This is a genomic window from Burkholderia sp. PAMC 28687 (genome assembly GCF_001577465.1).
GTDB lineage: Bacteria > Pseudomonadota > Gammaproteobacteria > Burkholderiales > Burkholderiaceae > Caballeronia.
The window spans coordinates 1,363,279-1,383,087 of the sequence record NZ_CP014505.1 but is presented as its reverse complement, the minus strand read 5'-3'; the positions used below and the strand labels follow the sequence as shown (position 1 = coordinate 1,383,087).

Annotated in this window: 20 protein-coding genes; 12 read left to right on the top strand and 8 right to left on the bottom strand. The window is 60.4% G+C overall.

All coding sequences use genetic code 11. The features are described from left to right. The first annotated feature begins 65 nt into the window (after positions 1–65). The 8 genes from AX768_RS06410 to AX768_RS06370 all read left to right on the top strand — a co-directional run bounded on the left by AX768_RS06410 (position 66) and on the right by AX768_RS06370 (position 9,243). A complete protein-coding gene (locus tag AX768_RS06410; protein ID WP_061999263.1) occupies positions 66–1,094 on the top strand; it encodes a glycosyltransferase in 1,029 nt (342 codons plus the stop codon). A gap of 10 nt (positions 1,095–1,104) precedes the next feature. Further along, a complete protein-coding gene (locus AX768_RS06405; protein ID WP_061999262.1) occupies positions 1,105–2,091 on the top strand; it encodes a formyltransferase in 987 nt (328 codons plus the stop codon). Then, entirely contained in the window at positions 2,088–3,137 is a 1,050-nt protein-coding gene (locus AX768_RS06400) for a bifunctional UDP-4-keto-pentose/UDP-xylose synthase (protein ID WP_061999261.1), read from the top strand. Before AX768_RS06405 ends, AX768_RS06400 begins: the two co-directional genes overlap by 4 nt. Positions 3,138–3,146: 9 nt before the next feature. Next, entirely contained in the window at positions 3,147–4,043 is an 897-nt protein-coding gene (locus AX768_RS06395; protein WP_061999260.1) for a polysaccharide deacetylase family protein, read from the top strand. 128 nt (positions 4,044–4,171) lie between these two features. Beyond that, a complete protein-coding gene (locus AX768_RS06390) occupies positions 4,172–4,633 on the top strand; it encodes a peroxiredoxin (protein WP_061999259.1) in 462 nt (153 codons plus the stop codon). 469 nt (positions 4,634–5,102) lie between these two features. Then, positions 5,103–6,968, top strand: coding sequence for a PhoH family protein (locus AX768_RS06380; RefSeq protein ID WP_061999257.1), 1,866 nt, complete (start codon positions 5,103–5,105; stop codon positions 6,966–6,968). 201 nt (positions 6,969–7,169) lie between these two features. Then, positions 7,170–8,294, top strand: a complete 1,125-nt coding sequence (locus AX768_RS06375) for an NlpC/P60 family protein (protein WP_061999256.1) — start codon at positions 7,170–7,172, stop codon at positions 8,292–8,294. A 142-nt stretch (positions 8,295–8,436) separates the two neighbouring features. Beyond that, the gene (locus AX768_RS06370; RefSeq protein WP_061999255.1) at positions 8,437–9,243 is read left to right on the top strand and encodes an SDR family oxidoreductase; all 807 of its coding nucleotides are present in this window, start codon (positions 8,437–8,439) and stop codon (positions 9,241–9,243) included. Between the two features lie 58 nt (positions 9,244–9,301). On the opposite strand, the gene AX768_RS06365 is transcribed toward AX768_RS06370, so the two are convergent. The 8 genes from AX768_RS06365 to AX768_RS06330 all read right to left on the bottom strand — a co-directional run bounded on the left by AX768_RS06365 (position 9,302) and on the right by AX768_RS06330 (position 15,221). Continuing rightward, positions 9,302–10,312: an inorganic phosphate transporter gene (locus tag AX768_RS06365; RefSeq protein WP_061999254.1), complete on the bottom strand. Its 1,011-nt coding sequence runs from the start codon at positions 10,310–10,312 to the stop codon at positions 9,302–9,304. A gap of 29 nt (positions 10,313–10,341) precedes the next feature. Further along, the gene (locus AX768_RS06360; RefSeq protein ID WP_056353092.1) at positions 10,342–10,968 is read right to left on the bottom strand and encodes a DUF47 domain-containing protein; all 627 of its coding nucleotides are present in this window, start codon (positions 10,966–10,968) and stop codon (positions 10,342–10,344) included. A 120-nt stretch (positions 10,969–11,088) separates the two neighbouring features. Next, complete coding sequence (locus AX768_RS06355) at positions 11,089–12,477, bottom strand: replicative DNA helicase (RefSeq protein ID WP_061999253.1); 1,389 nt, start codon at positions 12,475–12,477, stop codon at positions 11,089–11,091. 138 nt (positions 12,478–12,615) lie between these two features. Then, positions 12,616–13,071 (bottom strand): 50S ribosomal protein L9, encoded by a 456-nt coding sequence (gene rplI / locus AX768_RS06350; RefSeq protein WP_061999252.1) that lies wholly within the window; start codon positions 13,069–13,071, stop codon positions 12,616–12,618. 27 nt (positions 13,072–13,098) lie between these two features. Continuing rightward, positions 13,099–13,374 (bottom strand): 30S ribosomal protein S18, encoded by a 276-nt coding sequence (rpsR, locus tag AX768_RS06345; protein WP_061999251.1) that lies wholly within the window; start codon positions 13,372–13,374, stop codon positions 13,099–13,101. 2 nt (positions 13,375–13,376) lie between these two features. Then, positions 13,377–13,676, bottom strand: coding sequence for a primosomal replication protein N (gene priB, locus AX768_RS06340; protein WP_061999250.1), 300 nt, complete (start codon positions 13,674–13,676; stop codon positions 13,377–13,379). A 46-nt stretch (positions 13,677–13,722) separates the two neighbouring features. Then, entirely contained in the window at positions 13,723–14,097 is a 375-nt protein-coding gene (gene rpsF / locus AX768_RS06335) for a 30S ribosomal protein S6 (protein WP_056353082.1), read from the bottom strand. A gap of 218 nt (positions 14,098–14,315) precedes the next feature. Continuing rightward, positions 14,316–15,221: a LysR family transcriptional regulator gene (locus AX768_RS06330; protein ID WP_061999249.1), complete on the bottom strand. Its 906-nt coding sequence runs from the start codon at positions 15,219–15,221 to the stop codon at positions 14,316–14,318. Between the two features lie 155 nt (positions 15,222–15,376). Between AX768_RS06330 and gcl the strand changes: the two genes are divergently transcribed. The 4 genes from gcl (at position 15,377) to lysM (ending at position 19,722) form a co-directional block, all read left to right on the top strand. Next, the gene (gene gcl, locus AX768_RS06325; protein WP_062000821.1) at positions 15,377–17,158 is read left to right on the top strand and encodes a glyoxylate carboligase; all 1,782 of its coding nucleotides are present in this window, start codon (positions 15,377–15,379) and stop codon (positions 17,156–17,158) included. A 47-nt stretch (positions 17,159–17,205) separates the two neighbouring features. Then, positions 17,206–18,009 (top strand): hydroxypyruvate isomerase, encoded by an 804-nt coding sequence (gene hyi / locus AX768_RS06320; protein WP_062000820.1) that lies wholly within the window; start codon positions 17,206–17,208, stop codon positions 18,007–18,009. Between the two features lie 34 nt (positions 18,010–18,043). Next, positions 18,044–18,931 (top strand): 2-hydroxy-3-oxopropionate reductase, encoded by an 888-nt coding sequence (gene glxR / locus AX768_RS06315; RefSeq protein ID WP_061999248.1) that lies wholly within the window; start codon positions 18,044–18,046, stop codon positions 18,929–18,931. Between the two features lie 302 nt (positions 18,932–19,233). After that, positions 19,234–19,722 (top strand): peptidoglycan-binding protein LysM, encoded by a 489-nt coding sequence (gene lysM / locus AX768_RS06310; protein ID WP_061999247.1) that lies wholly within the window; start codon positions 19,234–19,236, stop codon positions 19,720–19,722. Positions 19,723–19,809: the final 87 nt, after the last annotated feature.

Below are 19,809 nucleotides of genomic sequence, written 5' to 3'. Positions count from 1 at the left end.
GCGCCGCGGGATGCGGCCGGCGCAGCATCAATTGATTACGGAAATCTAGCGGAACCATCGCCAATATGAGTCAAACCGATTTTTTGCCGACCGGACCCGAACTGACGGTCGTGGTCCCGGTGTACAACGAGGAAGACGGCCTCGCCGCGCTCTTCTCGCGCCTGTATCCCGCGCTCGATGCGCTCGGTGCAACGTATGAGGTCATTTTCATCAACGACGGCAGCAGGGACAAATCCGCCGCACTGCTCGCGCAGCAATTTCGCGCACGTCCGGACACGACGCGCGTGATCCTGCTGAACGGCAATTACGGCCAGCACATGGCCATCCTCGCCGGCTTCGAGCAGTCACGCGGGGAAAGCGTAATCACGCTGGACGCCGACCTGCAGAATCCGCCCGAGGAAATCGCCAAACTGCTCGCCAAGATGCGCGAGGGTTACGACTATGTCGGCACGATCCGTCAGCAGCGCCGGGATAGTTTCTGGCGCAAGAAGGCATCGCGGCTGATGAACCGATTGCGCGAACGCATCACGCGGATTCGCATGACGGACCAGGGCTGCATGCTGCGCGGGTATAGCCGTCATATCATCGATACGATCAATCGTTGCGGCGAAATCAACACGTTCATTCCGGCGCTCGCCTACACGTTCTCGCAGAATCCGATTGAAATCGATGTCGCGCACGAAGAACGTTTCGCGGGCGAATCCAAGTATTCGCTGTATAGCCTGATCCGCCTGAACTTCGACCTCGTGACCGGGTTTTCGGTCGTGCCGCTGCAGTGGTTATCGTTCATAGGCGTGATTCTTTCGGTAGGGTCCGCAGGTTTGTTCCTGCTGCTGCTGGTGCGGCGTTTCATGTTCGGCGCGGAAGTCGAAGGTGTGTTCACGCTGTTCGCCATCACCTTCTTCATGCTCGGCGTGATCATCTTCGCGCTGGGGCTGCTCGGCGAGTACATCGGCCGGATCTATCAGCAGGTTCGTGCACGGCCGCGTTATCTGGTTCAGACAATACTGGAAGAACGCGACGGCCAGATCTCGCGTACCAAGCCGCGTCAGGAAGCCGTCGCCGCGATCACGCGCGAGGTCGATCCGTCATGAGGTCTTTGCCATGAAGCCACGCGCAGTCGTGTTCGCGTATCACAACGTCGGCGTGCGTTGCCTGCAGGTGTTGCTGGCGCGCGGCGTGGACGTTGCGCTGGTCGTCACGCACGAAGACAATCCGCAAGAGAACATCTGGTTCAGCAGCGTGAAATCCGTGGCGGCGGATCATGGGATCGACGTGATCACGCCCGCCGACCCGAAGTCGGCCGAGCTGCATGACGCCATAGCCAGGCTTGCGCCGGACTTCATCTTCTCGTTCTACTACCGTCATATGCTGCCGGTCGGCCTGCTCGCGCTCGCCACGCGCGGCGCGTACAACATGCACGGCTCGCTGCTGCCGAAATATCGCGGCCGCGTTCCAACCAACTGGGCCGTGCTGAACGGCGAGACGGAAACCGGTGCGACGCTGCATGAAATGGCGGCAAAGCCCGACGCCGGGACCATTCTCGCGCAGACGCCTGTTCCCATTCTCCCGGACGACACCGCGAGCCAGGTCTTCGACAAAACCACCGTCGCCGCCGAACAGACGCTCTGGCGTGTGCTGCCGGCGCTGATCGCAGGGGAAGCGCCGCATCTTCCGAACGATCTCAGCAAAGGCAGCTATTTCGGCGGCAGGAAACCGGAAGATGGGCGTATCGACTGGTCGAAACCGGCACAGCAGGTGTACAACCTGATTCGCGCCGTCGCGCCGCCGTATCCGGGCGCTTTCACGGATCTTGGACCAACACGGTTTATCGTGGCGCGGGCCCGGCTCGTGCCGGAGACCGGTTTGCCCGATTTCGAAGCCGAGACCCTGCGCGCGCTCGGGGATTTGCCCCCCGGCCTTCACGTGAAGGATAATGCGCTGTTTGGCGTATGCGGCGATGGCCGCGTCGTCGCCATTCGTGAACTACGGCAGCCATTCGTGGACGAAAGCCAGACTCCAGCCGGCGGCGAACGCGTCGTCAGTCCCGCCGAATTCGGCCGACTCACTCAATCACTTCCTCATTCATGAAAAAAGTCCTGATCCTGGGTGTCAACGGCTTCATTGGCCACCACCTTTCCAAGCGCATTCTCGAGACGACCGACTGGGAAGTCTTCGGCATGGACATGCAGCGCGACCGTTTGGGCGACCTCGCCCACCATGAGCGCATGCATTTCTTCGAAGGCGACATCACGATCAACAAGGAGTGGGTCGAATATCACATCAAGAAATGCGATGTGATCCTCCCGCTGGTCGCGATCGCAACGCCGGCCACCTACGTGAAGCAGCCGCTGCGTGTGTTCGAGCTCGACTTCGAAGCGAACCTGCCCATCGTGCGTTCGGCCGTGAAGTACGGCAAGCACCTCGTGTTCCCGTCGACGTCCGAGGTCTACGGCATGTGCACGGACGAGCAGTTCGATCCCGAGGAATCGCAACTCAGCTACGGCCCGATCAACAAGCCGCGCTGGATCTACGCGTGCTCGAAGCAGTTGATGGACCGCGTGATCTGGGGTTACGGCATGGAAGGCCTGAACTTCACGCTGTTCCGCCCGTTCAACTGGATCGGCCCGGGCCTCGACTCCATCTACACGCCGAAGGAAGGCAGCTCGCGAGTGGTCACGCAGTTCCTCGGCCATATCGTGCGGGGCGAAAACATCAGTCTCGTCGATGGCGGCGCGCAAAAACGTGCGTTCACGGATATCGACGACGGCATTGGCGCGCTGATGAAGATCATCGAAAACAAGAACGGCGTGGCGACGGGCAAGATCTACAACATCGGCAATCCGAGCAACAACTTCTCGGTGCGCGAACTCGCGAACAAGATGCTGAAGCTCGCGAACGAGATCAGCGAGTACGCCGAGAGCGCGAAGACCGTGCAACTGGTCGAGACGTCGTCGGATGCTTATTACGGCACGGGCTACCAGGACGTGCAGAACCGCGTGCCCAAGATCGACAACACGATCGAAGAACTGGACTGGAAACCGGTCGCGACCATGGACGACGCCCTGCGCAAGATCTTCGAAGCGTATCGCGGCGATGTGGCGACGGCCCGGCGCCTTGTCGAAGACCAGAATTAAGGGCGGCGCGTGGCTCGCATCGTTCTGAAAATCGACGTCGATACGTTGCGCGGCACGCGCGAAGGCGTGCCGAATCTCGCGCGCCTGCTCGACAAGTATCACGCCCGCGCGACCTTCCTGTTCAGTCTCGGACCCGATCACACCGGCTGGGCTTTACGCCGGGTGTTTCGTCCGGGGTTCCTGAAGAAGGTCTCGCGGACATCGGTCGTGGAGCACTACGGCGTCAAGACGCTCATGTATGGCGTGCTTCTGCCGGGGCCGGACATCGGCCGGCGTGCGGTTGCAGAGATGCGCGCAATTCACGAAGGCGGCTTCGAGTGCGGCATCCACACGTGGGACCACGTCTACTGGCAGGACAACGTCCGCGCAGGCAACCGTGAGTGGACCGCCGCGCAGATGCAGCGCAGCCACGCGCGTTTCATCGAAATCTTCGGCGCACCGCCCGTCACGCACGGCGCGGCAGGCTGGCAGATGAACGGCCACGCGTTTGAACAGATCGATGCCTGGGGCATGAAGTACGCGTCCGACGGACGGGGCCACGCGCCCTACATTCCCGTGCTCGATGGCCGCGTCCTGAATCACGTCCAGATGCCGACCACGCTGCCCACGCTGGATGAGGTTCTGGGCGTCGATGGCGTCGACGTGAGCAAAGTCGCCGCTCATCTGCTCGGGCTGACATCGAAGCAGGATCACGATCAGGTATTCACGCTGCACGCCGAACTCGAGGGACAAAAGCTTGCCCCGGTTTTCGAGCAGATGCTGGCTGGCTGGAGCGCCCAGGGTCACACGTTCTGCACGATGGGTGACTATCATGCGACGCTGGACCGCTCGACGCTGCCCACGTACCCTGTTGCGTGGGGCGAGATTCCGGGCCGCGCGGGTGAGCTGATCCTGCAGCCGGACTGATGCCTCGCGCGGGCTCAGCGAGCTTGCAGGAACGAGATTCTTCCAATCTGCACCACCGTTTCAACGTGCCCGATCACCAGAAACTGGCGTCCGGGCACGCGTCATCGATAAAAAAGAGGAGAAACTCCGTGCCGATCGCAGTCGATCAACCTGTTCCCGATTTCACCGCCCCCGCCACCGGCGGCGACTTTTCGCTGTCCAGCCTGAAGGGCAAGAAAGTCGTGCTGTTTTTCTATCCGAAGGACAATACGCCGGGGTGCACCACTGAAAGCCTGCAATTCCGCGATCTCTACGACCAGTTCAAGGCAGCCGGCGCGGAGGTCATCGGTATCTCGCGCGACAGCGTGAAATCGCACGACAACTTCAAGGCGAAGCTGGAACTGCCGTACACACTGGTGTCCGACTCCGACGAAGCCATCTGCTCGCTCTTCGGCGTCATCAAGATGAAGAAAATGTATGGCAAGGAAGTCCGCGGAATCGAGCGTTCGACCTTCCTGCTGGACGCGAACGGTGTGCTTCGCCGGGAGTTCCGTGGCGTAAAGGTTCCAGGTCACGTCGAGCAGATTGTGGAAGCTGTACAAGCGCTTTGAGGCACGTTATATTGATTCGCAATGAGCGCATGCCCCTCCTTCCATTTCTCTTTACGTAGCGCCCGGTGTATCGCGGCAACCCCCGCGACCGGCACGGGTCTCCGCTACACACGACGCTCCGGCTTCACATGTTGCCCGGGCGAAGTGAAGGACGAAAGGAGCAGGTACGCAGGCGCTCCAGAGCCGCTGGTCCCAACGTCCGGGACGGCGGCTTTTTTGTTTGCGGACGCTCCCTCCCGCGCTGCGCGCCGCGCCGTCCGCGCGTTTGAACTCCCGTTTGAACTCCCGTTTGATCTTCAGGACGCAACTTCCAAGGAGCCGATCGAAATCTAGGCGAACCGGCGTTTTCGAAACCGAAGCGCGTCACCGGGCGCAAACTGCATCGAAGTCAGGCCTGATAACTCAGGCCAACCCAGCAGGATGCGACAGGCGACGCACGACATAAGATCCGATCCTTTCGAGGGAAACCATGCCTTTGCCTACCGCACCCGTCAAGCTCGGCAACCTCCTGCCGTCTGAAGAATACAAAGCCAAAGCCCGGCCTGCCCGACCATCCAGAAAGCAGGCGAGCGAGGGCGACCTAGCCACGACTGACATCGATACTGACTTCGCCGCGCCGGCTAGCGCTTCGCGCCCCACCGCCGCGAACACGTTGCGCGCGATCGCCAGTGAAACGCTCGCGAATGCCGCAAAAGGCTCGGCCGTCGAAGCATCCGACGCCGCACCTGCCGCGCGTACGCGCCGCACCAGGCAGACCGCGGCCTTGCTGCAGCCCGCCGCTGCGCCCGCCGAGCAGGTCGAGACCACGGCGCAGCCGGCCGTGGCCCGCGCGCCGGTCGAAGCTCGCGTTCGTTCCGAAGCGCCGCCCGCCGCGCCGGCTTCGGCTGCCGCACAGCCGCGCGTTCAGCAAAAGCGCCGTCAGCGCGGCCAGCCGGAAAACGAGATCGGCAAGCTCTTCGTGCTCGATACGAACGTGCTGATGCACGATCCATCATCGCTTTTCAGGTTCGAGGAACACGACGTCTATCTGCCCATGATGACGCTCGAGGAACTCGACAACCACAAGAAAGGCATGTCGGAAGTGGCGCGCAATGCACGCCAGGTCAGCCGTACGCTGGATGCGCTGGTCGCCCATGTTGGCGAGATGTCGGCGGGATTGCCGCTCTCCGCCCTGGGTAACCGCGATGCAACCGGCCGCCTTTACTTCCAGACCACGTTGACCGACATCGAGCCGGTTGAGGGTCTGCCGGTCGGCAAGGCGGACAACCAGATTCTCGGCGTGGTTCGCGCGCTGCAAAAAGAGCGCACGGATCGCCAGGTCGTGCTGGTGTCGAAAGACATCAACATGCGCATCAAGGCCCACGCGCTCGGTCTGCCGGCAGAAGATTATTTCAACGACCAGGTCCTGGAAGACAAGGATCTGCTTTATTCCGGCGTGCGCGCGCTGCCTTCGGACTTCTGGACGAAGCACGCGAAAGGCATGGAAAGCTGGCAGGACACGAAGACAGGCACCACGTACTACCGCGTGACCGGTCCGCAATGCGCGTCCATGTTAGTGAACGAGTTTGTGTACTTCGAACCGCAGAACGGCGAACCGTCGTTCTATGGCATCGTGCGTGAGCTCAACGGCAAGACGGCGCTGCTGCAAACGCTGCGCGATTACAGTCACCACAAGAACAACGTGTGGGGCATTACATCGCGCAACCGGGAGCAGAATTTTGCGCTGAACCTGCTGATGAACCCGGACGTCGACTTTGTCACGCTGCTGGGTCAGGCCGGGACCGGCAAGACCTTGATGGCGCTGGCCGCCGGCCTCGCACAGGTACTCGACGACAAGCGCTACAACGAGATCATCGTGACCCGGGCGACGGTTCCGGTGGGCGAAGATATCGGGTTCTTGCCGGGTACGGAAGAGGAAAAGATGCAGCCGTGGATGGGCGCATTCGACGACAACCTCGAGGTCCTGCAGAAAACGGACGACGCCGCCGGCGAATGGGGCCGCGCCGCCACGCAGGAACTGATCCGCTCGCGCCTGAAGGTGAAGAGCATGAACTTCATGCGTGGACGCACGTTCGTGGACAAGTACGTGATCATCGATGAAGCGCAGAACCTGACGCCGAAACAGATGAAAACGCTCGTCACGCGGGCGGGTCCGGGTACGAAGATCGTGTGCCTGGGCAATATCGCGCAGATCGATACGCCTTATTTGACCGAAGGCAGCTCGGGGCTGACGTACGTGGTTGACCGCTTCAAGGGCTGGACGCACAGCGGTCACGTGACGCTGGCGCGCGGTGAGCGCTCGCGTCTGGCGGATTACGCTTCAGATATCCTTTAAAGTTTCACCCACTGTCCGAAAGCCCGGCAAGCATCGCTTGCCGGGCTTTTTTTGTGGTTTTTTCTCTAAACCGACGTCGTATGCAACCGCACTTACAACGTTAACCTAAAGTGACTTATCAACAAAACTTGCCGGAGCCCCATCTGACGGGCTAGTATCGCGAGACCGTCATCACGGTGAGCGGTCCGCTCGCCTTTTCGAATGCGCCGATTCTGGTCACTGCTGCTCGTCACCTTTCTCGTTGCCGCCTGCTCCAGCGCGCCGCAGCGGATATCGCGCGCGCCGGCCGAATCGAATACGACTGCTGCAAACCGCACTTTTGCCAAGCCATCCGGGTTTCCAAACTTCGTCGATCACAGCGTGGGGCGCGAGGAAATTTCCATTCAGGCAATGGCGCTTGTCGGCGTGCCGTATCGCTGGGGCGGGAATACGCCGGAAGCCGGTTTCGATTGCAGCGGACTGGTTCGGTACGTGGTCGACCGCGCGGCCTCGGTCAATCTGCCACGCACGACCGCTGACATGAGCGGGCGCGGCGAGTCCATCGAACCAGACGAAGTCGCACCCGGCGACCTGATCTTCTTCAACACGACCGGACGCGCGCATTCGCATGTCGGGATCTACGTGGGCAAGCTGCGCTTCGTGAATGCGCCATCCACCGGCGGCACGGTCCGGCTTGATTATCTGACGAACCCCTACTGGGCGAAGCGCTTCGATGGCATCCGCCGCGTCGCCGCGCCTAAGTCGGCTCCAGCGCCTTTCGATTCACCGACGTATCTGGCGTCGCCCGTTCCCGCTCCGTCCGATGGCGCTGCCAGCCGGTCTGCGCCTGCACAAGTCGCGGCGGCGCCGAACAGTACCAACGCGGTTGACGCGTTCGAACCTCCGCCGCCGGTGTTGTCTGCCGCTCAGCGACAAGCGCAATCAGCCGGCGCGGTTTCGCCGGCTGTGTCTACCGCACGTGCGAGCGTCGATCCGTTCGAACCTTCGCCGTCCGCGCTTTCCGCCGCGCAACGTCAGGCGCTGGCGGCCAACGCAACCTCGCCAGTTCGGCAGCCGCAAGCGGAATCGAGCGCAATCGCTAAAGCATCGAATGCGCCGGACCCCATCGCCGCCGCCGCCGATGCCTTCGAACCACCGCCGCCGACCGCCCGCCTCGCGGCCCAACAAGTACGCGCGGTGCAGGAACTACAGCCATCGTCCGTGGCGCGCATTCCAGCTTCGGACCCGGCCGTCCACGTAATGCGTGCGTCGACGAATCCGCTCGTGCCCACGCGCCCCGCCGCCGCCGATGACCCCATCGCAAAGTTTGCCAACGGCAGCTACTGAGCCGCGAACGACGCACGCCTCTCCACACATCTCCTGACGCGCACACCCCGGCGGCCTCTGCTATCGTGTGTTGTCAAACGCTTGCCAGCATCGATTGCCAAGCGTCGAAGAATCGCAATCAGCCTCGATAAGGAGTGACCTCATGGACCTGGGACTTGCCGGGAAAGTCGTGCTCATCACGGGCGGCAGCAAGGGCATCGGCTTCGCATGCGCGCAGGCATTTGCAGCGGAAGGTGCGCGCGTCGCGATCGTTTCGCGCGATGCAGCGAACCTGGCGCGCGCCCGCGAACAGCTGGCGCAGCACGGACACCACGTGCATCTCGCACGCGCCGACCTTCACGAAGCGCACAGCGTGCAGGATGTGGTGGAGGAAGCCACGAGCGCGCTTGGCCCCATCGATATCCTTGTGAATTCCGCGGGCGCGGCGAAACGCTACGATCCCGATCTGCTCGATGCCGACGCCTACAAAGCCGCGATGGAAGCCAAGTACTTCCCATGCATCTATCCGCAGCAAGCGGTGCTGAAAAAAATGGCCGAGCGGCTGAAAGCGGACCCGAAGAGCGATCCGGGCGCGGTTGTGAACATCATCGGAATGGGCGGCAAGATTGCGAGCGATATTCACATTGCCGGTGGCGCGGCAAATGCGGCGCTGATGCTGGCGACGGTTGGTCTCGCACATCATTACGCGAAACTAGGGATTCGCATCAACGCGATCAACCCGGGCGCGACCCTGACGGAACGTGTGGAGGAATCGCTCGCGCTCGAAGCCCAACGGCAAGGCATCACACGCGACGAAGCGCTGGCGCGCAGCCAGGCGAAAGTGCCGCTCGGCCGCTACGCCACTCCGGAGGAAATCGCGAACGTTGCATTGTTCCTGGCGAGCCGCCAGGCGAGCTACGTGTCCGGCGCAATCATTCCGATGGACGGCGTTGGCGCACCGTTGATTTAGAAACGAAAACGGGCGACTGATGTCGCCCGTTTCTTTAACTGCCTGATGGCATGCCGGCTTAGAAAAAGTGCCGACCTAGCCACCATGCAACGGCGGCCATTGCGGCAGATGCCGGAATCGTCAGAATCCACGCCCAGACGATGTTCCCCGCCACGCCCCAGCGCACCGCGCTGAACTTCTGCGTCGCGCCGACACCGACGATCGCGCCGGTAATCGTATGGGTGGTCGAGACGGGAATACCCAGAAACGAAGCCACGAACAGCGTGATCGCCCCGCCCGATTCCGCGCAAAACCCGCCGACTGGTTTCAGCTTCGTGATTTTCTGCCCCATCGTGCGCACGATGCGCCAGCCGCCGAAGAGCGTGCCGAGTCCCATCGACAAATAACATCCGCCGATCACCCAGATTGGCGGCGCGTCGGCTGTAACCGATGCATAACCCGCCGCAATCAGCAGCATCCAGATGATGCCGATGGTTTTCTGCGCGTCGTTACCGCCATGCCCGAGGCTATAGAGTCCCGCCGACACAAGCTGCAAGCGCCTGAAACGCCGGTCCACCTTCGACGGCGGCGTTCGGAAATACATCCACGAGACGATCAGCATGAAGAGCGACCCGAGCACAAAGCCGAGCAGCGGCGAAATGAAGATGAACGAAACGGTCTTGAGCAGGCCGTCGAGGTTAAGCGAACCCCAGCCGGATTTGGCCCATGCAGACCCGACCAGGCCGCCGATCAGCGCATGCGACGAACTCGACGGAATGCCATAGTGCCACGTGATGATGTTCCAGCCGATAGCGCCGACCAGGGCACCGAAGATCACATATTGATCGACGATTGCCGGATCGATGGTTCCCTTCCCTACGGTCGCCGCGACCTTCAAATGGAAGATGAAATACGCGATGACGTTGAAAGCTGCAGCAAAAGCCACGGCCTGCTGAGGTTTCAGCACGCCGGTAGAGACGACGGTTGCGATTGAGTTGGCGGCGTCGTGAAAACCGTTCATGAAGTCGAACACCAGCGCGACCACGACGAGCGTAATGACAGCCCAGAGGGCGAGTTGAATCGAATGCATCGTTTATCGAGTGAGTGGCGCGGCTGAAATCAGGCGTTTTCCAGCACGATGCCTTCGATGATGTTCGCGACATCCTCGCATTTATCGGTGATCGTCTCGAGCAGCTCGTAGATTGCCTTCAGCTTGATCAGCGTCTTGACGTTATCTTCTTCGCGGAAAAGCTTGGACATGGCCGAGCGCAGTACGCGGTCCGCATCGGACTCCAGACGGTCGATTTCTTCGCAGATCTTCAGGATTTCGCTGGCGCGCTTCATGTCCGCGAGAAGTTGCACGGCTTGCTGCACGCGCTCGGAAGTCGCCGTGCAGATATGAGCGAGCTGGCTCATTTCCGCAGTCGATTCGCGCACGTCGTAAAGCGAGATTGCCGTGGCGACATCCTCCATCAGGTCCAGGATGTCGTCCATGGTCGTGATGAGCTTGTGGATTTCGTCGCGATCGAGCGGCGTGATGAAGGTCTTGTGCAACAGGTCGATGGTTTCGTGCGTGAGCTTGTCAGCACGTTTTTCGTTCGTCTGGACGTTCTGCTTATGGACTTCCATCTGGTCCATGTTGTCGATCAGCAGTTCGAGTTCGTGGCTCGCGTCAACGATGCACTTCGCGTGCGCATTGAAGATTTCGAAAAATTTGCCCTCGGTGGGCATGAATCGACCGAACATGAAAATCCCGGAAAGTGGCTCAAAATGGGGCTGACATAAAACCGCCACATTGTACCTTCGCGGGAACGCTGCCGCACCCTGATCGGTAACAATCCGGGTGCGGTTGCAACATGAGTTCCTTTAGTCGCTGTAGAAATTCTGCGCGCCCGCAAAATTCTCGAACTTCGTGTATTGCCCCTGGAACGTGAGACGTACTGGCCCGATTGGGCCATTGCGCTGCTTGCCGATGATGATCTCGGCAGTACCTTTGTCGGGGCTGTCGGGGTTGTAAACTTCGTCCCGGTAAATAAACAAAATGACATCCGCATCCTGTTCGATAGCGCCGGATTCTCGCAAATCCGACATGATCGGACGCTTGTTTGGTCTCTGCTCGAGTCCGCGATTCAACTGCGATAACGCAACCACCGGGACATCGAGCTCTTTTGCGAGACTTTTGAGCGAACGCGAGATTTCCGAGATTTCCGTCGCGCGATTTTCGCCGCCTGACCCGGACCCCGACATGAGTTGCAAATAATCGACGATGATCAAACCCAGCTTGCCGCACTGGCGCGCAAGGCGGCGCGAGCGCGAGCGCAGTTCCATCGGGTTGAGGCCACCGGTTTCATCGATAAAGATCTGCGCCTCACTCATTTTTTGCACTGCGTGGGTGAGCTTTGGCCAGTCTTCGTCCGTGAGACGGCCGGTACGCATCCGGTGCTGATCGAGGCGTCCGACCGAACCCAGCATACGCATGGTGAGTTGCGTGCCCGGCATTTCCATGGAAAACACGGCGACCGGCAGGCCGTACTCGACCGCCACATACTCGCCGATGTTCATGGAAAAAGCGGTTTTGCCCATCGATGGGCGCCCTGCCACGATGATCAGCTCACCGCCGTGCATGCCCGAGGTCATGCGGTCCAGGTCGACAAAACCCGTCGGTGTACCGGTGACATCGCTGGGATTCGCGGTGTGATAAAGCGTGTCGATACGTTCGACAACTTCCGTCAAAAGCGGGCCAATCTCAAGAAACCCTTGCGTGCCGCGCGCGCCGCTTTCCGCAATCGAGAACACTTTCGCCTCGGCCTCGTCCAGCAACTGGCGCACTTCCTTGCCTTGCGGATTGAAGGCGTCGGCGGAGATTTCATCGGCGACGGAAACCAGGCGGCGCAAAACTGCCCGGTCGCGCACGATTTCCGCGTACCGGCGAATGTTGGCCGCGCTCGGCGTGTTCTGGGCCAGCGCGTTCAAATACGCGAGGCCGCCCACTCCCTCGGCCTTGCCCGTGTTGGTCAGCGCCTCATAGACCGTGATGACGTCGGCCGGACGCGTGGTCGCAATCAGCTTGCCGATCGCCTCGTAGATGATCCTGTGGTCGTAGCGGTAGAAATCGCTGTGCGACATCAAGTCCGCAATGCGATCCCACGCGGCGTTGTCGAGCAACAAGCCGCCAATGACGGACTGTTCGGCTTCGATGGAATGCGGCGGGACCTTCAGCGCATCCATTTGCGGATCTTTCGAGGGTGCGTTCATGGGGGCAATTATCGGCGAAATGACGGGGCGGCGGGCGAAGAGAAAACAAAAAAGGCGGGAACCGTTGAGGGTTCCCGCCCTTCCTTTACCACTTTACTTTTGCATCAGCGCCGGGAGACAACCCGGCTGGCTGGAAGCTTAAGCGTGCTCGCCCAGCACCGACACCGTCACGTCGACAACGACGTCCGTGTGCAATGCAACCTGGACAGCGTGATCGCCAACCAGCTTCAGCGGGCCGTCGGCCAGACGCACTTGCGACTTTTCGACTTCTGCCAGACCTTGCTTCTTCAGCGCGTCGGCGATGTCCGCGTTCGTCACCGAACCGAACAAACGGCCGTCGACGCCCGCCTTCTGCGAGATCTGAACGGTTGCGCCGTTCAGCTTTTCGCCCTGAGCCGTAGCGATTGCCAGCTTTTCAGCCGCAACCTTTTCCAGTTCCGCACGGCGCACTTCGAATTCCGCGATCGCGTCCTTCGTTGCACGGCGAGCTTTCTTGCCCGGGATCAGGAAGTTACGTGCGTAACCGTCCTTGACCTTCACGATGTCGCCGAGGTTGCCCAGGTTGACGACTTTTTCCAAAAGAATGATTTGCATTTGGCTTTTCCTTATTGCGTCGTCTGATTAGGCCTTGTGCAGGTCGGTGTACGGCAGGAGCGCGAGAAAACGGGCGCGCTTGATAGCGGTGTCGAGCTGACGTTGGTAGTGAGCCTTCGTTCCAGTCAGACGAGCCGGCGTGATCTTGCCGTTCTCACCAACGAAGTCCTTCAGCGTGTCCGTGTCCTTGTAGTCGATGTAATCGACATTGGCCGCGGTGAAACGGCAGAACTTCTTGCGCTTGAAGAGCGGGTTTTGTTGCTGACGACGTTTGTCGAATTTCTTACCAGTCGGGCGGGGCATGTTCAGTCCTTTCCAATATCCTGCAATTCTGTGATGTGAAACACCAGGGTTCGCGCGTTGCGGTTTTTCTTCGCCATGAAGCCTGTAAAGAGCGTTTCGACGCCCATCGCAAGGCTTTCCAGCTTGCCGCTCGCAGCTCCGGCCGCTACCGCAGGAAGTGTCAGCTCGATCTGGCGGGGAATGCCCGCTTCGACAACTTCCGTACAGTGATGCAACGTGCAGCTTGCTATGGGGACGCCGGCGGGGGTGTACCGCACCGGTTCGCGTTCCACGACGCTTGCTGTCAGTTGCAGCCGGTTCACTTAAATCCTGGTGGCTTGACGCCTATGTTTAGGTATAGGCGACTAATTAAGCCTGCGCTTCAGTCGACGGCTGGCTGGCCGCCTTCTTGGCTTCTTCGCGGTGCACTTCCTTCATCATCGGCGACGGGCCGGTTTCGGCCTTCTTCATCTTGACGATCAGGTGACGCAGCACTGCGTCATTGAACTTGAATGCGTGCTCCAGCTCTTCCAGGGTTTCCTGGCTGCATTCGATGTTCATGCACACGTAGTGAGCCTTCGCGAGTTTCTCGATCATGTAAGCCAGCTGACGGCGGCCCCAGTCTTCGATGCGGTGGATCGAACCACCGTGCGACGTGATCGTGGTTTTGTACCGTTCGATCATGGCGGGCACTTGCTCGCTCTGATCCGGATGCACGATAAATACGATTTCGTAATGACGCATTGTTACTCCTTGAGGATATAAAGCCACCCGGGCGTCGGACCGGTGCGGCAAGAGAGAAGCCAACGATTATAGCCGGATCTGGATGCGCGTACAACTAAATCGGGCTTTTCGCGCTTTAGTTCCGCTGTGTTTTCAATCGCTTAGGCATCAACAAGGCATCAACAAGGCATCGGCAAGGCATCGGCAACAGGCTTTTAGCCAACCGGTACGGTCTAGTGTCAGCGGCTCCAGTAATCCGGCTGCGCATAGATTTTCTTCAAATAATCAATGAAGTAGCGCACTTTCGCCGGAATGTAGCGCTGTTGCGGATACACCGCGAGGATGTCGTAGTCAGGCAGCGCAAATTCGTCCAGCACGGTTTCCAGTTCGCCCGCAGCCAGTTGCCGCTGGATTTCCCATGTCGAGCGCCAGCCGAGTCCGTGGCCTTCGGATACCCATCGATGGAGCAATTCGCCGTCGTTGCAATCCAGGTTGCCGGACACGCGCACGGTCGCCAGCTTGCCGTTTCGACGGAAATACCAGCCGCGGTTCTGGCCGCCCTGCAGGTTGAATGCAAGGCAGTTGTGGCGCGGAAGGTCATCGAGCGTTTTCGGCTTGCCGTGCTTCTTGAAGTACGCGGGCGTGCCGCAGACCACGCGATGATTCTCGGCGATCTTCACGGCCACGAAATTCTGGTCCACCGCGCCGCCGATTCTTATCGATAAGTCGTAGCCCTCGCGGATCAGGTCCGCCACGCGGTCGTTCAGGTTGAACGACATCTGCAGCGCGGGTTTGTCGGCGAGAAAACCGGGGGCATGCGGCGCCACGTGCATTCGCCCGAAAGCTGCGGGCGCCGAGACGATCAGATGACCATCGACGGTGCGCTGGCCATCGGCGAGCTCGTTTTCCGCCTGGTTCCAGTCGGCGAGCAGCCCGCGGCAGCGTTCCAGGAATGCCGCACCCTCCTCGCTCACCACCAGACGGCGCGTCGAGCGGTACATCAGTTTGACGCCCAGACGTTTTTCCAGCGCATCGATACGCCGCCCGAGAATCACCGGCGACACGCCCTCCTCCAGCGCGGCCGCGGCAAGACTGCCGGCCTCGGCGACTTTCACGAACGTCTCTATTTGCCTGAAGCGATCCATTTTGTTTGTCTCCGTATTTGTTCGTTCGATACTTTTTGTATCGGATCAAACGACTCTGGCTGATCTTATCAACACTCCGGCACACGCATAAAGTCCATCAAACGACGTTCTGCAATGGCGGGACGCAACGAAACACACAGTGGATGGAGACAGTCATGACCAAAATGCGAGCTGTAGATGCAGCCGTTCTCGTGCTGGAAAAAGAAGGGATCGAAATGGCGTTCGGCGTGCCGGGCGCGGCCATCAATCCGTTCTACTCGGCGTTGCAGCGGGCCGGCAGTATCGGCCATGTGCTGGCGCGGCACGTGGAAGGCGCGTCGCACATGGCTGAAGGTTATACGCGGGCGTCGCCGGGAAATATTGGCGTGTGTATCGGAACGTCGGGACCCGCCGGGACCGACATGATCACGGGTCTCTATTCCGCCCAGGCCGATTCGATTCCGATCCTCGCCATCACGGGCCAGGCACCGCGCTCGCGTCTCTACAAGGAAGATTTCCAGGCCGTCGATATCGAGTCGATCGCGAAGCCGGTGACCAAGTGGGCGGTCACGGTGCGCGAACCGGCGCTTGTGCCGCGCGTGTTCCAGCAGGCGTTTCACCTGATGCGTTCGGGCCGTCCGGGTCCGGTGCTGGTCGATTTGCCGATTGACGTGCAGCTCGCCGAAATCGAATTCGATATCGATACCTACGAACCCCTGCCCGTCTACAAGCCGAAAGCCACCCGCGCCCAGGTCGAAAAAGCACTGACGATGCTGACCACGTCCGAGCGGCCGTTGATCGTGTCCGGCGGCGGCGTGTTGAATGCGGCTGCTGAAGATCTGCTCGTGGAGTTCGCCGAGCTGATCAACGTGCCGGTGATCCCGACGCTGATGAGCTGGGGCGCAATCGCCGACGACCATCCGCTGATGGCCGGCATGTGCGGCTTGCAGACCGCGCACCGGTACGGCAACGCCAACATGCTTGCGTCGGACTTCGTTCTCGGCATCGGCAATCGCTGGGCGAACCGTCATACGGGCAGCGTCGAGGTCTATACGAAGGGCCGTACGTTCGTGCACGTGGATATCGAGCCGACGCAGATCGGCCGCGTGTTCGGACCGGATCTCGGGATTGTCTCCGACGCCAAATTCGCGCTCGAACTTTTCGTGGAAGTGGCGCGCGAATGGAAGGCAGCGGGCAAGCTGAAGGATCGCGGAACGTGGGTGGGCGAATGCCAGGAACGCAAGCGCACGATGCATCGCAAGACGCACTTCGACAACGTGCCGATGAAGCCGCAGCGCGTCTACGAAGAGATGAACAAGGTCTTCGGACGCGACACCTGCTACATCTCGACGATCGGTCTCTCGCAGATCGCCGGCGCGCAGTTCCTGCACGTGTACAAGGCGCGCAACTGGATCAATTGCGGCCAGGCCGGCCCGCTCGGCTGGACGATTCCGGCAGCGCTCGGTGTGCGTGCAGCGGACCCGCAACGGCCGATCGTGGCGCTCTCCGGCGACTACGACTTCCAGTTCATGATCGAAGAGCTGGCTGTGGGTGCGCAGTTCCGCTTGCCTTACATTCACGTGGTCGTGAACAACTCGTACCTCGGTTTGATCCGCCAGGCGCAACGCGGCTTCGATATGGACTACTGCGTGCAGCTCGCGTTCGAGAACATCAACGCGCCTGATCTGAACGGGTATGGCGTGGATCACGTGGCGGTGGCCGAAGGTCTGGGTTGCAAGGCGATGCGCGTCTTCAAACCGGAAGATCTCGCCCCGGCGCTGCGCAAGGCCGAAGGGATGCTCGCGGAGTTCGGCGTGCCGGTCATCGTGGAAGTGATTCTGGAGCGCGTGACGAACATTGCGATGGGCACGGAAATCGATGCCATCAACGAGTTCGAGCCGCTCGCCGAAACCGAGCAGGACGCGCCGACGGCCATTGCGTCGACATCGAACGCCTGAGTACCAGTCAGAACGTAGCCTGAATGCAGCCTGAGAGAGTAGAAACCATGCCGAAATTTGCCGCAAACCTGACGATGCTGTTCAACGAAGTGCCCTTCCTCGACCGCTTTGCAGCGGCAGCGGAAGCGGGTTTCGAGGCGGTGGAGTTCCTGTTTCCGTATCCGTACTCCATCGCGGATTTGCGCCAGCGTCTTGACGACAACAACCTTCAGATCGTGCTGCATAACCTCCCGGCCGGCAATTGGGAAGGCGGCGAGCGTGGCATCGCGTGTCTGCCGGACCGCAAGGAAGAGTTTCGCGAAGGCGTGTCGAAGGCGATCGAATACGCGAAGGCGTTGAACGTGCCGCAACTCAATTGCCTGGTCGGTATTCCGCCTGCTTCGGTGAGCCGTGAGGACGCACGGGCGACCATCGTTGAGAATTTGAAGTTCGCCGCCGCCGCGTTGAAGAAGGAAGGCATCAGGCTGCTGGTCGAGCCGTGCAATCACTTCGATATCCCCGGCTTCGCGCTGAACAAATCGCAGGAAGGGCTGGATGTGATCCGCGATGTCGGCTCGGACAACCTGTTCCTGCAGTACGACATCTATCACATGCAGCGCATGGAAGGCGAACTTGCGGCGACGATCAAACGCAACCTGCCACTGATCGCGCACGTTCAACTCGCCGACAACCCCGGCCGCAACGAACCGGGCACGGGCGAGATCAACTATCCGTTCCTGTTCTCGCTGCTCGATTCGGTCGGCTATCAAGGCTGGATCGGTTGCGAATACAAACCGCGTGCGACGACCGAAGCCGGCCTTGGATGGCTGAGCGAGCTTGCAGGCCGGAAGAACGCGCGCGCGGTGGCTTGAAGCCACGACCCGACAACTGGAGGAGACACACGTAATGGCAACAATCGGTTTTATCGGACTTGGCATCATGGGCGCCCACATGGCGCGCAACCTGAAAAAAGCGGGCCACACGCTGGTCCTGAACGGCGCGTATCCGGTGCCTGAGGATCTGCGCTCGCTCGGCACGGTCGTCGGCAGCTCGACGGAAGTGACGCGCGGCAGCGAAATCATCGTCCTGATGGTGCCGGACACGCCCGACGTCGCCAACGTCCTGTTCGCCGACGACGGCGTGGCGAAGGGTCTCGAGAAAGGCCAGCTCGTGATCGACATGAGCTCCATCTCGCCCATCGAAACGCAGGCATTCGCCAAGAAGATCAACGCATTGGGTTGCGATTACCTCGATGCACCCGTCTCCGGCGGCGAAGTCGGCGCGCGTGAAGCGACGCTCACCATCATGGTCGGCGGCCCGGAAACTGCGTTCGAACGCGCGAAGCCGCTCTTCGAAGCGATGGGCAAGAACATCACGCTCATCGGCGATAACGGCGCGGGGCAAACCTGCAAGGTGGCCAACCAGATCATCGTGGCACTCAACATTGAAGCCGTGGGTGAAGCGCTGCTGTTTGCATCGAAGTCCGGCGCCGATCCCGAGCGCGTACGCAAGGCATTGATGGGCGGCTTCGCGGCATCGCGGATCCTGGAAGTTCACGGCGAGCGCATGACCAAGCGCACGTTCAACCCGGGCTTCCGGATCGAACTGCATCAAAAGGACCTGAATCTGGCATTGGAAAGCGCCAAGAAGCTTGGACTCGCGTTGCCGCATACGGCGAGCGCGCAGCAACTGTTCAGCGTCTGCGTGGCGAACGGCGGGCGCGAGTGGGATCACTCGGGCATGATCCGGGCGCTGGAACTGATGTCGAATCATCAGGTTACCGAAGGAAACTGAATTGCTGAAAACCGGCTGATCTCCGGTGGGTTGCAAGAAGTGTAATAACGTTGGGTCCGTCTAGCGGCGCCCGGCGATGACGTGGAAGCCTTGGTCGGTCAGACGTCATTGCCGGGTGTCCGCCTGCCGGATCTTTTTTTGTTTTTGATTCAAGCTTTGCTTCAAGTTTTTGTTTCACTTCGTGCCCGTCCACACAGTATTACAACTCCTCCCGTGAACACCGCGAACTAAGCCCGATGCCGTGCGACTAAGAGGCTCGGCTTTATCCGGCCGTCTCATTGGCTTAATACAGGAGTTGCAACATGGGCATGTTCAGTTTCATCAAGGAAGCAGGCGAGAAGTTGTTCGGCGCCGTATCGACAACCGCATCGGCTGCGCCGGCAGCGCCGGATGTAGCGGCGTTGAACAAGACTGCGGGAGACGCGATCGCTGCGTACATCCGCAATCAGGGCCTCACGGCCGACAACCTGCAAGTCACGTTCGACGGCGCATCGCATACGGTCACAGTTAGCGGCCAGGCCGCCGATCAGGCGACCAAGGAGAAGATTCTCGTCGCGGCAGGCAACGTGCAGCATGTCGACAAGGTCGACGATCACATCACCGTTCTGAATCCCACGCCCGTTTCACAATTTCACACTGTGGCCGCGGGCGACAATCTCTGGAAGATCGCGACCAAGTACTACGGCAACGGCGCGAAGAACGACGTGATTTTCGAGGCCAACAAGCCGATGCTCAGCAGCCCGGACAAGATTTATCCGGGACAGGTCTTGCGGATTCCGCCGCTGGCTTGAGTAGGTTGAGTCGGTTGAAGAATTGAAGAACGCGAACCCTGGTTCGCGTTTTTTATTGCCTGAATCAACGCGGCAAGGCAGGATCGG